The organism is Acinetobacter sp. YH12218, assembly GCF_013417925.1.
Taxonomy (GTDB): Bacteria; Pseudomonadota; Gammaproteobacteria; order Pseudomonadales; family Moraxellaceae; genus Acinetobacter; species Acinetobacter amyesii.
This window is the reverse complement of the sequence record NZ_VPDB01000057.1, coordinates 1-14,520: the sequence shown is the minus strand read 5'-3', so window position 1 is coordinate 14,520 and position 14,520 is coordinate 1. Positions and strand designations below refer to the sequence as shown.

Here is a 14,520-nt window from a genome sequence, read left to right as displayed (position 1 = left end):
GATGCACTTAAAGCAGCCGTTGATACAGCGAAAGGCACAGCTCAAACTTTAGTTAATGCTTTACCAGACTCTGAATCAGCGACACAAAGCTTACTACAAGGTCGTTTAGACTTATTGACCACCACAGTCCCTGCAGTGAACGATACAGACAGCAACAATGAAATCGACCCTGTAACTTTAGCGACGATTAACGAAGACCAATCGTTTATCGTGAGTAAAGCAGATTTGTTGGCTAAAGCTTTGAATCCGAATGCTACGATTACCAATTTAAGTTCGGCTGACGGTACATTTACGGACAACGGCAATGGCACATGGACATTTACACCAAAAGCGAACTATGCAGGTAATGCACAGTTCACTTATAAGATTGATGGTGTAAATGCTTCTGCAAACTTTACAATTACTGCCGTTGCCGATGCAGTCAACATTACCCTAAAACAAGATATTTGGGATAACAGTGCTTCAGGCGGTGCAACAGGAACAGTGCCATTACAAACCCCACCACCATCAACTGGACTGATCTTCAAAAAATATACCAATATTTTAGAGTCTGCATACGTTGGTGATAGTACTAGTGCTGAAAATTTAAGAGCTGCGTTTAAAGCCAATATTTTGGAAGGCAAAATGGAGGCTACAACACCGACAGAGCAAGGGCGTGAACTGACTGTAAGTGGTGGCATTACCCAAAGGAATGGCGTATCTTTCACTGGACTCATCTACTTAGAAGCAGGTAAACAATACAGCTTCAAAGGTTACTCAGATGACGGTATGCATATTGAACTGGGTGGTCAAGTACTGGTCACTACAACTGGTGATGCTTATGGAAACTATGGTCCGACTGCGAATAATGCAAAAATCCCGAATGTGAGTGTCTTTACTCCAGCGCAATCAGGTTATTACACCTTAGAAGCCTATTTCACCAATATGAATAATACGGGCAGCTACTCGATTGATATTTTGGAGCGTCAAAATGGTGCAACGACATGGCCTACGACAGGTAAGCCATTAACTTCAGACAATTATTCAATTTATGGTACTGCTGAAGAATTGATGAGTTTAGGTGCTAATGTCGGTACATTTGTGCCAAATACGACAGGTAAAAATGACGGTGGTTATTTCTCTGCCGAAGCGGTGGATAATGGACTGAAAGATACCTTAATTAAACTGGCAGGTATTCAGGTTGATCTGATTGATACTGATGGTTCGGAAACAGTGACAGCCTTGGTGATGGGTGATATTCCAGTCGGTGCAATCTTAACTGATGGCACACACACCTTTACGGCAAGTAATGGCAATACTTCGGTCAGTATTAAAGATTGGGCATTGGACAAACTCAGTATTCAGCCACCTTTGGGTTATACAGGTACGTTTAATCTTAAAGTTTCTGCCACTACGTTCGAAGGTAGTAATGGCGATACAAAAGTAACAGACAAAGATATGCCTGTTACGGTCATTGATTTTAACTCGGGTACAGGTGGTTTAGATCCGAACTTAAAAACGAGTAATGATTTGTTTACTAAAGGGACAACAGGTAATGACTTACTTAATGCACCAACGGTTGCAGCTGATGTCAGAAAGGTCAATGTAAGTATCAATGGTGAAACAGGTCAAAATACTCCATGGGCGATAAGTTTTGCTGGAGGAAAATCTGGCATAAGTATCACCAAAGCGGTTATTGATTTGAATACTTCTGTTAATGCGGATGTGCATTTTGGTGCATCTGGGGATTTTCTTGGTCCAACTAAAACAGGAAATCGCTTTAATAATAACAGTGTTCACGATAGCATTAATAAGCATGTGTTAGTGAAAGATTATGCAATCAGTGGGCAAAAGTATGATACGAATAACCGTGAGCCGCAGATATTAACTATTAACTTTAATACAACTGGAACCAATCAGTTTATTTCAGGCAAGAGCTTTAACTTTGCTGCCGATACCGATACTACTCGAGTAAGAAATGATAGTTATGCCGATCAGGTGGCGGGTTCAACCATTACTATTTACTTTAATGATGGTACCAGCCAGAAACTGAGCTATGAACATCTAAGTGGTTCGGGGGCTACTAGTACAGCAGGTGCTGAGTTCGAAATCAGCTATGCAAAAGGTGCTTATATCGATGGCGGTGAGGGTAACGATACCATCTCTGGATCAGGTGGCAATGACTACCTTGTCGGTGGCGAGGGCAACGACATACTTCATGGCGGTGCAGGTAACGATTATCTTCTGGGTGGTTCAGGTGATGACACGCTCAATGGTAATGATGGCAATGACACACTCCTAGGCGGCGCAGGTAATGACATCCTTAATGGTGGTGCAGGTAACGATATCCTTGATGGTGGTGCAGGTAACGATATCCTTAATGGAGGTGCAGGCAACGATATCTTGACAGGTGGTTTAGGTATCGACACCCTCATTTACAATGTCTTGACTGCTGGCGATGCCACCGCAGGTAATGGTAAAGACAACTGGACGGATTTTGAAACACAAGACAAAATTCAGTTTGGTGCAGGTTTCTTTACTGGGCTGCTGGCATCTGATTTAAGTGATATTACAACGGTCGGGAAGTTTATTAGCGTCAGCAATGATGCGAATGGCAATGCCGTACTTAAAGTTGATCGTGATGGTGACTTACCGACTTATGGCAAAACTGATTTGCTGGTAATTGAACATCAAGCAGGTTTAACCTTGCAACAACTACTTGATAATCATCAAATTATCATTGGTTAATTTATGGGGTAGATTGAGCTACGGCTTGATCTGCCCAGCACTTAAAAAAGCAGTGTGCGATGCATGCTGCTTTTCTTTGTTTTTAAATGCAGCTTGAAATGCGGCATCAGCGAATCAATTGTATAGTTGATTTTTATTGTAAATTTGTTATGAAAGATGTGGCGCACATGGCTTTAAAGTAGGCAGGAATGCTGCTATAAACCACAGCAGTACAACGCTTTTTTGATTTGTAACCATAATATAAAATTCGACACTTAGACCATGAAATTAACCCAATCCAAGATATGGTTATGCTTGTTTTTACCCATATCTAGCACGTTTAGCACTGCTTATGCAGCGCCCTCCTCATCTTATTTTGATGCCAGTAAAAATAGAATTCAGCAGCTATTCGCACCGCAATCTGCAACTGCAAACCAAGTCAACTTGCAGCAGTTTAAGCAATTTCCATTAGATATTCAGTCGCTACAAGAACTGTTGCCTGTAGTGACTAGCACGGTTCAAAATACTGGACATTCCACAACAAATGCCGCAACGGTCGGATATGTAGCCGAACTAGGCTTACAAGATGCCATTCAACAAGCGCTACAACGCCGCCCTGAAATTACCCGCAGTATTGCCACTTTGGCAGGGCAGGCCGCCAATATCGATGCAGCCAAGGCACAGTATTATCCACAAATTTCTGGGGGCATCAGCACTGCTGACTTAACCACAGGTGAACGGGGTAGACAACTTTACAGCCTATCGGCAACCCAAGTCCTGTATGACTTTGGCAAAATTAAAAGTACGGTCAATATTGAACAAGCCAAATTATTACAAGAACAGGCCAATGTGCTCGTGAGTATTGATGATATTGCCTATCAAACCGCCAATGCCATTGTTAATGTGAACCGCTATCAAGAATTGGTTAAAATTGCTCAGCAGCAAATACAAGGACTGGGACGAATTGCGGAAATCGCCAATTTACGGGCTAAAGCGGGGATCAGCAGTCAAGCCGACCCCATACAAGCACAGTCCAATGTTGAGGCAGCACAGTCAAATTTATTGATGCAACAGACCCAACTGCACCAGTATCAACAAAAACTGCGAACATTATTGGGTTATGACGTCAATCGGATTCAATTTGATATTCCCGATGCGGTGATTCGTCAAGCAGGCTTGTACCAAGAACCTGATTTCGTGCAAATTCCACAAATGATGTCAGCACAAGCAGCCGTACAAGTGGCGCAATTTCAAAAGCAAGAAACTAAACTGAGCAGCTATCCTAGCATTCAGGTTAAAGGCAGTTTAAGCCAAGCCTTAAATGGTAAAAACCCCAACAATAATAAAGATGATGGAATGTATAGCTCGGTTATGCTTGAAGCCAATAGTAACTTTTTTCAAGGCGGGGCAACCCGTTCTCGACTGCGGGCAGCCAGTTATGCCGAAGAAGCGGCAAAAGCAGAAGTTCAAACGGTGTATTTGGATGTGTTAGACCAAGTACGTTTGATCCGAGAACAAGTGGAAAATAAACAACAGCAAATGCAAGTATTAACCTTACGTAAGCAAACGACCGCACGCACCAAAGAACTGTACCAAGAACAATATAAATTAGGCACACGTACTGTGGTGGACTTATTAAACTCCGAACAAGCTATTCATAGTGTTGCTCAAGATATTGAAAATGCACGCTATGACATCTATGCAGGTTTGGTGCAATACCTTTATATCACTGGTCGCTCTCGTGATGTGTACCATCTTAACCATCTTTCGATTCAAGGATTTGAAATTCAGCCATGAGTACGACTATTCACTATCAACCTTGGCTGCAAGCCGTTTTAACAATTGCCAAACATTATCGCATTGAAGCTTCGGAAGAGCGTTTACGTTTACAACTGGACTGGAACCCGAACCCATCTAGCGATGAGTTGGTGACTCTGATGGGGCGGCAAATTGGCCTACAGGTCAGAGCCAGTGCCTTTAGTCCCGAAATCTTAAACCCTTGGCGTTTACCTGTGCTCATTGCCATGCACGATGGGCAGGTCGGGGTGTTAGATAAACTCGATGCCGCAGGCAATGCCAGCGTACAATTTAGCGGTGACCAAGGCTTGGCACAAGTGCTCACGCTGCAACAACTGCAACACAGCATACAACAGGTCTATATTTTACGCCCTGAAAAATCGATCCCCGATGTGCGGATTGATGAATATGTCAAACCCTACGAGTCGAGCTGGTTTTGGTCAATTGTCCTGCGGGATTGGAAACGCTATATCGATGTCATGTTTGCCTCTTTAATGGCCAATATTTTGGCTTTGGCGACGGTTTTATTTTCCATGAACGTCTATGATCGGGTGATTCCAGCCCAATCGATTCCGACCTTGTGGGTGTTGGCAGGTGGGGTATTGTTGGCGGCGATCTTTGAATTTAGCATCCGTGTCGCCCGTATTTATTTGTCGGATATTATTGGCAAACGGGCCGATTTGAAAATTTCAGATCGGGTCTTTGGTCATGCGCTACGCATTAAAAATAAAGAACGTCCCAAGTCCACAGGCACCTTTATTTCCCAAATTCGAGAACTGGAAGGCGTACGGGAATTGGTGACTTCGACCACCATTTCAGCGGTGGCCGATTTACCGTTTTTCTTATTGTTCTTGGGCATTTTTTGGTTAATTGGCGGCGATTTATTTTGGGTGATGTTGGCTGTGGTGCCGTTGATGATTTTACCAGGGATTTTGATTCAAAAACCGTTGGCGAAATTGGCTGCTGAAGGTATGCGCGAAGGGGCAATTCGTAATGCCACCTTGGTCGAAGCGGTACAGGGCATTGAAGATATTAAATTATTACGTGCCGAAGCACGCTTTCAAAACCAATGGAACCATATGAATGAAGTCTCGGCAGAGATTTCGATGCGTCAGCGCAAATTGGTGGGCGTGGTTGGCGCATGGACGCAAAAAGTCCAAGGCCTAACCTTTGCCATTGTGGTTTTGGTGGGCTGTTTTGCAGTCATGAAAGGCGATATGACCACGGGAGCCTTGGTGGCCTGTTCGATTTTATCCTCTCGGATGCTGGGGCCGATTGCCCAAATTTCGGGGGTGCTGGGACGTTTGCAACAAGCCAAAGTGGCCAAAACCAGTTTGGATGAATTGATGAAAAAACCTGTCGATCAGGCGGAACATGCCCATCTGATTCATCGTGCAGCTTTGCACGGTCAGTATGAGCTCAGCCAAACCCTATTTAAATATGCCGAAGATGATGCGCAAGCGACTTTGGCAATTCAAAAACTCGAGATTCGTGCAGGGGAAAAAATTGCAATTTTAGGTCGCAATGGCGCAGGGAAATCGACCCTGTTACAACTGTTGGCAGGCATGCAAGAACCTGTACAAGGCAAAATTAAACTGGATGGGGTGGATTTGGGTTTAATTGACCCTGCCGATGTGCGTCGTGATATGGGCTTGCTCAATCAAAATGCCCATTTATTTTTTGGAACGGTGCGGGAAAATCTTAAATTGGGCGCACCTTTGGCCACAGATCAAGACATTTTAACGGTCTTGAAAATGACAGGGGCTTTGGATTTTGTGTTGGCGAAAAAAGAAGGTTTAGATCATCAGGTCTTGGAAGGTGGAGCAGGTTTTTCGGGCGGACAACGTCAGGCTTTACTCTTGTCACGGCTGTTATTACGTCAGCCGAATATTGTGCTGCTCGATGAACCGACCGCAGCCTTGGATGATGTCACTGAAAAACAATTGATTGATCATTTACACACGTGGCTGGGGCAAAAAACCTTGGTGATTGCCACCCACCGTCGTGCAGTGCTGGAATTGGTGGATCGTATTATTGTGTTACAAGACGGAAAAATTGTGATGGATGGCAGTAAACAACAGATCTTGCAGCAGTCAGTTTCCAATCAGGCGGAGGCAACAGCATGAGCCAGCAATCCTCGCAACCGAACAAAGTGACACACATTGAACCGCCTTTGCCAAGTGCCAGCTTATTTATTTGGATTATTGGCATAGGCTTGTTTGTGTTGTTGGCATGGGCGTGGTTATTCCAGCTTGAAGAAGTGTCCACAGGCACGGGAAAAGTGGTGCCTTCCTCTAAAGAACAAACTATTCAGTCACTTGAAGGCGGGATTTTAACCAAGCTCAATGTGCAAGAAGGACAAATTGTACAACAGGGGCAGGTGTTGGCACAGCTTGATCCGACCCGTTTGGCCTCCAATGTGGGTGAGTCGGCATCATTATTATTGGCCTCGCAAGCCACGGCTGCACGGTTGCGTGCCGAAGTGAATGGTACAGCACTGCATTTTCCTGCCGAAGTCTTAAAAGATCCCGCATTGGTACGTGAAGAAACCGCATTGTATCAATCTCGTCGTTTTAATTTAGAGGAGTCTTTGGCGGGTTTGCAGCAGGCTTTGCTGTTGGTACAGCAAGAGCTGGGCATGACCGAACCATTGGTGGCCAAAGGTGCAGCCAGTGAAGTGGAAGTGTTACGCTTAAAACGCCAAGCCAATGAACTGCGGAATCAAATGAACGATGTCCGTAACCAATATTTGGTCAAAGCCCGTGAAGAATTGGCCAAAGCCAATACCGACATTGAAACGCAAGGACAAATTGTGAAGGGTAAGTCGGACAGCCTGAGCCGTACCGTCTTTAAGTCACCTGTACGCGGGATTGTCAAAGAAATTAATGTCATGACCTTAGGTGGGGTAGTGGCACAAAATGGCAAGCTGATGACTTTGGTACCGCTGGATGAAAAACTGCTGATCGAAGCGCGGATTTCACCACGAGATATTGCCTTTATTCACCCAGGTCAGGAAGCATTGGTTAAAGTCACCGCCTATGACTATTCCATTTATGGCGGACTCAAAGGTAAAGTCACGGTGATTTCACCCGACACCATTCGGGATGAGGTCAAGCAAGACCAGTTTTATTATCGGGTCTATATTCAAACCAACAGCGATAAACTGAACAATAAAGCAGGGCAGCAGTTTAGTATTACCCCAGGTATGGTGGCCACAGTGGATATTAAAACGGGTCAGAAAAGCGTGTTAGATTATCTGATTAAACCGTTTAATAAAGCGCAAGAGGCGTTAAGAGAGCGTTAAGATTTTGGTTTAAATCAGGTTTTTAGTAATACTTATTGGCTATTTGTTTAAGCTTTGAGGTTTGCTTAGTTTTTACCCGAGTGTTCGAAATTGCATTGAACTGCAAGCACAGTCTGTAATAGAAATGAACAATGAGCGCCACAGGCGCTCATTTTTATCACTTGGAGCGTAAAACCTCGTGGTTCAGCACGAGGATATAAGCGACTGGCGTAAGCCATACGACATGGAATGTCGTATTAAATATCTTTGTTGTTCATTACTTAAAATATTATTGTTAAAATAAGCACATGAAAACACTTAAACTCCGCATAAAAGACAAACACGCAAAGGTGCTGATTAAATTAGCATCTGAGGTGAACTTTGTTTGGAATTATGTGAATGATTTAAGTTTTAAGCACCTAAAAAGAAAAGGTGAATTTCTATCTGCATTTGATATTGCTCAATACACCAAAGGCGAATCTAAAGAGTGTAGTTTGCACAGCCAAACCATTCAGGCTGTCACCGAAGAATTAGTCACACGCAGAAAGCAGTTTAAGAAAGCCAAACTCAAATGGCGTGTTAGCAACAAGAAGTCAGCAAGAAAATCACTTGGATGGATACCGTTTAAGAAAGTAGCGATCAAATACGCTGATGGATATGTTCAATATGGTAAACATCAATTCAAGCTATGGGATAGCTATGGATTAAGCAAATATGCTGTTAGAACTGGTTCATTTGTTGAGGACAGCCGTGGGCGTTGGTACGTGTGCCTTGTGGTCGATTCATCGAATCAAGAAAAACCAACAGCAACCAAAGCCATAGGTATTGATCTAGGTTTAAAAGATACTGCAACCTGTTCTGATGGTACGGTTATTTCAAACCCCAAGTTCTATCGCCAATACGAAAAGAAATTAGGTATTGCTCAACGAGCAAGGAATAAAAAACGTGTACGTGCATTACACGCCAAGATTGCAAATTGCCGTAAAGACCATTTGCATAAGGCAAGTACATTACTTGTTAAAAATAATGCACTCATAATTGTAGGTAACTTAAGTGCCAAAAAGCTTGTAAAAACTAAAATGGCAAAGTCTGTTTTAGATACAGGGTTTTCAGCACTAAAAACAATGCTCAAGTATAAATGCGAGAACGCAGGGGTAATGTTTGAAGAAGTCAATGAAGCCTATACCACCCAAATCTGTTCGTGCTGCGGTGAGATCACCTCAAGTAGTCCGAGAGGTAGGACAGGTCTTGGAATAAGAGAATGGTCATGTGAGTGTGGTGTCACTCACGATAGGGACTTAAATAGTGCCATGAACATTCTTGCGCTTGGGCATAAGCGTCTAGCTGTAGGAATCACCTCCGTTTAAGGGAGGTGAGGATGTCAAGGCTGTTTTTGCAGTTAAAAGCTGCGGGAGAGACCGAAGAACAATGAGGTCTGATGCGCTTGATCAATTAAAGGGCTGTTTGAAACTTTGGATGGCAAAATCTTATGGGTCACCACCGCACTGCTACGCCAGTTGGCATTGATGTTATAACTCGCGCCAAGCGAAACGTGAGGAATCACCACGCTCTCTGGACGATATTGAGTGACACCTTTGGCCACTTCAGTATCTAAGGTACCATAATAATAATTCGCTCGATCATCCGATAACCACGTTGCGCCAATATTCGGAATGATGCTGAGTTGCGGGGTTAAGCGCCAAAAATATTGATAATTCAGTTTTGCGGCCGCCGTATCACTGGCATTACCGATATCGGTGAGCACTTGAGTCGAGAGGACACCGTATTGACCTTTCCACATTCATTCTAAGCCAGCATCTGCACTCATCTGCCGATCTTCAAGTTGTTCTCTGCTTAAATTGTGCTTGGCTAGTTTGGCACGATTCAAATCATTTACCTCTAAAACATCCAGATTGGCGCTTAAAATTGCACTGATGTTAAATGCCTGATCTTGATATAAATGCATACCACCATAACGGCGACTGGACTTGAGTCAAGAGTATCTGGCTGTACCTTGACGCAGAATCAACAAGGAAACCGAGGGATCACGGGGGTGTAATTCGATCACAGATTGGATGAAATCATATGAAGAATAGATTTTCTCAGACTGGACTGACCTTAATTGAGCTGATAATTACGATTGCCATTCTAAGTTTGCTGTTGATGATGGGGAGCAGTCTGAGACAGCGTTGATTATAGTGCAAAAGAGAGCTCGAAGAAGAGTTTAACGGATTGGTCTGAATGAGACTACTTGCACCACTTGGGTTTCGATCGGTGCAAGCGATAGGTGATCTAAACGAGTCGCAAACACAACAGCATATTTCCAAGTGCTCATGTATAAATACAAAACCACAGAAAAATATATTTGAGTATTTGTCTTGGTTTATATTTCAAGTTATAAATAGAGAAATAAATGTTATATTTTGTCACTATTTATTATATAATTGTGTGTATAATCACAAGGGTAGATATAACATAATTTCTAACTTGCTTAAAAAAGGGTACACGTCATGGCTAAAATTCCTTTAGAAAATTTGCATGAAATTGATGGTTATGTGGCAGCGGCACTGGTAGACAGTGAAAGTGGACTGGCACTTGCAGCACAGGGCAATGGTTCCATTGACCTAGAGCTTGCGGCAGCAGGCAATACAGAGGTACTTCGTGCAAAGCGCAAAGTGGTGAAGTCATTAAATTTGAATGACTCTATTGAAGATTTTTTGATTACGCTGGGTAAGCAATATCATTTAATCCGTCCATTGGACTCTAACGATGCTTTATTTTTATATTTAGTCTTAGACCGCAGCAAAGCCAATTTAGCGATGGCTCGACATGAGCTGAAACGCTTTGAAAAAGAATTAGATTTTTCTTAATACACAGAAGAAGGTTGTTGAGTTTCAACAACCTTCTTCGCTGTCTTTTTTGTATACAGGTGCTAAACGCATATGATTCCTTCTGTGTATATTTCGATATTTGGTTTGGGATTGTCCACTGTTACTGATTTAAAAAATGCCATTACCGCTAAATTGGCACAGAATTTTCAAGTGAATTGGACACATATTGCGGATAAAAAGCTACAAATTTTATTATTACATGAAGATTTCGCACATATGAGTCAACTTCAAGAAGATAACTCTAATTTGCGGATCTTAAAACTCAACAAAAATAAGCAATGGGCGGGTCAGATTGTCAATGATGTCCTATACTTGCCCTTATCTTCAACGCATGCTTTATCTACATGGTTAAGCCAATTTATTATGACCAGCGCTGTTGCCCCAGCCGTTGAAACAGCTGTTAAAGTACAGATGCCGCAACACAAGCTGAGTCATCACAGCATTTCTAAGGCATTTAACTGTATTTATCAGGATTATGCCAATCTCAATAAATTTATTATTCAAAGTAATGGGCAGGTATTGTCCTTTTTTGATATTCAAAGCAATGAATTTTATTCCAATACCCAACTCAATATTCATGAGATGACGGAATTGGAAGTGCTTCCCGCAGATTTAAATAGTATTGTACGGTTTAAAAAACAATTTAAAGCACGTGATTTAAAGCATGGTATTTGGCAATTTGTTTGGGATAATCTTGCGGATGATGTGCCAGAATTTCCTTTCGCATATCGGCTATCGACTTGGCCTCAGCCTTTACATCAGTCACAGCGAAATGTGCTATTAAAAATGTCGGCTTATTTTAGTCAGGGGCATACGGTGGACTATGTACAGCAACAGATGCAGGTCGGCACGCCGCTCATTCATCGTTATTTATTTGCTTGTCGTATTGCACAAATGTTGACAGAAATTCCAGTCGAGGAACATTCTACAACGCATCACTTGGCAACAGTATCTCCGCCTGCGCAGACTGGCGCAGTCCGTGGTTTTTTGAGTAAATTACGTAAAAAACTTGGCTTATAATGGAACGATAATGATTTTACAACAACATAAAATTGTGTTTGCGGGAACGATGGGGGCGGGGAAAAGTGAAGCCATCAAATCGTTATCGAGTATAGAGGTGTTGGCTACCGAAGCCATCAATACCGACACCGAAGCCAATAGCAAAATGTTCACTACCGTTGGCATCGATTATGGTGAATTGGTTTTAGAGGATGGTACCAAAGTCGGTTTATATGGAACTCCTGGGCAGGAGCGATTTGATTTTATTTGGAATATGATCTGCAAAGGTGCTTTGGGCATTATTATTTTAATTGATCATAGTATTGAACAACCGATTGAGCATTTAAATTTTTATTTAAATTCTTTTAAAGCCATGAGTGACAATATTGTGATTGGCATCACCCACCTTGACCAAAAAACAGCGCACACGACAGCCATTTATCGTGAATGGGAAGAACAGGGGGGGCATCAAGGTTTACCTTTATTTTTTATTGATGCACGTCAAAAAGACGATGTGTTATTGCTGGTTGAAGCATTAATTGCTCATGCCGAAGTTTATTTAGAGAGTTAAAATATGCACAGCAATGAACTCAAACGTACAGCACCAGATGAACTGATTGCTTTCTCACGTCAACATATGAATGCTGTTTTGAGCAATGTTTCAGGGGTGGATTTTGTCATGCTCTGTTCGGCAGATGGTTTTGAATTGGCTTCGGTCTATAAGAAAAACCGTAGCAATCTGGGTAAACTTGCAGCGGTCAGTAGTTCCATTTTGGCGATGGTACAGGCTTTTGTCAGTGAAATAGATTTACACGACTGTCAAAATATTACTTTAGATGCCGTCAATGGCAAAGCGATTCTAACGGCCATTCCGCATCCTGCATACCCTATGGTGATGGTGGTGTTAAGCTCTAAAGATGTGTTGCTGGGGCAGTTATTGTATTCAATCAAAAAAGCAGTACAAAGTATTCAGCAACAACCCTTGCATGCTGTCGTGCATTCCTTAGTATAAGCCGATGAATACACCCTTCTTTTTTGAAAACCTCACTAAAGATTTAGAGAACTATCAACGCGCTATTGATGCACACTCTATAGTCGCGATTACCGATGCACGTGGCGTCATTACCCATGTCAATGATAAGTTTTGTGATATTTCCCAATATAGTTATGCCGAACTGATGGGGGGCACGCATAAAATTATTAACTCGGGCTACCACTCTCGACTTTTTTTCAAAAAATTATGGAAAACCATTGCGAGCGGGAACATTTGGCAAGGCGAAATTTGCAATCGTGCAAAAGATGGTTCTGTGTACTGGGTTGATACAACGATTGTCCCCTTAACCGACAGTACAGGGAGCTTAAAGTATTATATTTCTATCTGTACCGATATTACCCAACTGAAAAATGCCGAAGCTCAAGCACGTTATATGGCTTTGCATGATGAGTTGACTGGCCTGCCCAATCGACATTTCATGAAAGAATATTTAGCTGCCGTGATAGAAAGCAATGGCTTAAATCAGGCCTATGGCGCACTTTTGATGTTGGATTTGGATCATTTTAAAAATATTAATGATGCTTTTGGACATGATGTAGGGGATGATTTGCTGAAAGTGCTCTCTATTCGACTGAGCCAGCATATACATCCGCAAAATATGGTGGTGCGCTTAGGAGGGGATGAATTTTTAATTATCTTGTCAGAGCTTAGTTCTATTGAAGAGGATGCCCGCAGAGAAGTTAGAGATATCGCAGAATATATTCACAAGGAGTGCAGCCGTCCTTTTTTGTTAAATGGCAAACTTACGCATACCAGTGTCAGTATGGGAATTGCCATGTTTTGCAATAATACATTGCAAGCGCATGAATTACTTAAACATGCAGATATGGCACTTTATGAAGTGAAAAGAATGGGGCGAAATGACATCCTGTTTTTTGATGCGAGTATTGAACAACGGATTTTAGTTGAACAGAGCTTGCTGTCCGATTTTCGTCTGGCGCTGAAGCGCAATGAGCTGCAACTTTTTTATCAAGTATTGGTCGACGCCGAACAAAATATTAAAGGCTATGAAGCTTTATTAAGATGGCAGCACCCCGTACATGGTTTAATGCTGCCTGAGCGGTTTATGCATCTGATTGAAAAGACCGAGCTGATATATACAGTCGGGTATCAGGTTTTAGAACTTGCCTGTCAGCAATTGCTTGCTTGGCATCAACAGGATGAGGCATCGCATTGGGTGATTGCAGTCAATGTTAGTGCTGAACAATTTAAGAACCATCATTTTGAAAAAAATGTAGTTGAGATTATTGAAAAATATGCTGTAAACCCAGCACTCTTGCGTTTTGAGCTGACTGAAAGCATGTTTTATGCCGACCTTAACCAGTCCATTAAAACGATGCAAACTTTAATTGAGTTTGGCATTCAGTTTTCGATGGATGATTTTGGTACGGGGTATTCATCCCTCAGTTATCTTCGACTCTTGCCATTGGATCAATTAAAAATTGACCGTTCATTTATGGCGGGCATGCTGTCTAATCCTGAAGATCTAGCGGTGATTAAAACGATAATCGCGTTAGCTAAAATTTTAGGATTGACGGTTGTGGCTGAAGGTATAGAGTCTGAAGCGCAATTTTTGCTTTTAAAGGAAAGTGGTTGCTATCTGTTTCAAGGCTACTATTTTGGTTATCCGAGTAAATTTTAACTATATTAGGTTTCATCGTGGAACGGCTTTGTTGCACAAAGATTTGAAATACAAAGCCCCCTAATTGAGCCAAATTTAAGGCGTAACTTGGGTAAGTGGTCGACCTAATTCCGTAAATCTGTTGAGGACTGCTACACGTGCATGAATT

General features: G+C 42.3%; 13 protein-coding genes. 11 read left to right on the top strand and 2 right to left on the bottom strand.

Annotation, left to right across the window (positions count from 1 at the left end; genetic code table 11):
- The 5 genes from FTV03_RS13695 to FTV03_RS13675 form a co-directional block, all read left to right on the top strand.
- A partial coding sequence (locus FTV03_RS13695; RefSeq protein WP_180041774.1) for a cadherin-like domain-containing protein occupies positions 1 to 2,727 on the top strand: 2,727 nt, incomplete at its 5' end.
- A 261-nt stretch (positions 2,728 to 2,988) separates the two neighbouring features.
- Positions 2,989 to 4,503, top strand: a complete 1,515-nt coding sequence (locus tag FTV03_RS13690; protein WP_180041772.1) for a TolC family outer membrane protein — start codon at positions 2,989 to 2,991, stop codon at positions 4,501 to 4,503.
- A complete protein-coding gene (locus FTV03_RS13685) occupies positions 4,500 to 6,629 on the top strand; it encodes a type I secretion system permease/ATPase (RefSeq protein WP_180041770.1) in 2,130 nt (709 codons plus the stop codon). The genes FTV03_RS13690 and FTV03_RS13685 overlap by 4 nt, the downstream gene beginning before the upstream one ends.
- A complete protein-coding gene (locus tag FTV03_RS13680) occupies positions 6,626 to 7,807 on the top strand; it encodes an HlyD family type I secretion periplasmic adaptor subunit (RefSeq protein ID WP_005265382.1) in 1,182 nt (393 codons plus the stop codon). The genes FTV03_RS13685 and FTV03_RS13680 overlap by 4 nt, the downstream gene beginning before the upstream one ends.
- A gap of 287 nt (positions 7,808 to 8,094) precedes the next feature.
- Complete coding sequence (locus FTV03_RS13675) at positions 8,095 to 9,153, top strand: RNA-guided endonuclease TnpB family protein (protein WP_180041768.1); 1,059 nt, start codon at positions 8,095 to 8,097, stop codon at positions 9,151 to 9,153.
- A 32-nt stretch (positions 9,154 to 9,185) separates the two neighbouring features.
- Here FTV03_RS13675 and FTV03_RS13670 read toward each other — a convergent pair whose 3' ends face one another.
- Together FTV03_RS13670 and FTV03_RS13665 are read right to left on the bottom strand one after the other, a co-directional pair.
- Positions 9,186 to 9,587 (bottom strand): MipA/OmpV family protein, encoded by a 402-nt coding sequence (locus tag FTV03_RS13670; protein ID WP_180041766.1) that lies wholly within the window; start codon positions 9,585 to 9,587, stop codon positions 9,186 to 9,188.
- Entirely contained in the window at positions 9,588 to 9,752 is a 165-nt protein-coding gene (locus FTV03_RS13665) for a hypothetical protein (protein ID WP_180041764.1), read from the bottom strand.
- A gap of 119 nt (positions 9,753 to 9,871) precedes the next feature.
- Here FTV03_RS13665 and FTV03_RS18200 point away from each other — a divergent pair, with 119 nt between their 5' ends.
- From FTV03_RS18200 to FTV03_RS13635, 6 genes are all read left to right on the top strand, one after another.
- Positions 9,872 to 9,979 (top strand): prepilin-type N-terminal cleavage/methylation domain-containing protein, encoded by a 108-nt coding sequence (locus tag FTV03_RS18200; protein WP_180041762.1) that lies wholly within the window; start codon positions 9,872 to 9,874, stop codon positions 9,977 to 9,979.
- Between the two features lie 317 nt (positions 9,980 to 10,296).
- Positions 10,297 to 10,656: a roadblock/LC7 domain-containing protein gene (locus FTV03_RS13655; protein ID WP_180041760.1), complete on the top strand. Its 360-nt coding sequence runs from the start codon at positions 10,297 to 10,299 to the stop codon at positions 10,654 to 10,656.
- Positions 10,657 to 10,767: 111 nt separating this feature from the next.
- Complete coding sequence (locus tag FTV03_RS13650; protein ID WP_180041758.1) at positions 10,768 to 11,697, top strand: hypothetical protein; 930 nt, start codon at positions 10,768 to 10,770, stop codon at positions 11,695 to 11,697.
- A gap of 10 nt (positions 11,698 to 11,707) precedes the next feature.
- Positions 11,708 to 12,247 carry an ATP/GTP-binding protein gene (locus tag FTV03_RS13645; RefSeq protein ID WP_180041756.1) on the top strand — a complete coding sequence of 180 codons (540 nt, stop codon included), beginning with the start codon at positions 11,708 to 11,710 and terminating at the stop codon, positions 12,245 to 12,247.
- Between the two features lie 3 nt (positions 12,248 to 12,250).
- On the top strand, positions 12,251 to 12,688 hold the full coding sequence (locus tag FTV03_RS13640) for a roadblock/LC7 domain-containing protein (protein ID WP_180041754.1): 438 nt from the start codon (positions 12,251 to 12,253) through the stop codon (positions 12,686 to 12,688).
- A gap of 4 nt (positions 12,689 to 12,692) precedes the next feature.
- Positions 12,693 to 14,372, top strand: a complete 1,680-nt coding sequence (locus FTV03_RS13635; RefSeq protein ID WP_180041752.1) for a bifunctional diguanylate cyclase/phosphodiesterase — start codon at positions 12,693 to 12,695, stop codon at positions 14,370 to 14,372.
- Positions 14,373 to 14,520: the final 148 nt, after the last annotated feature.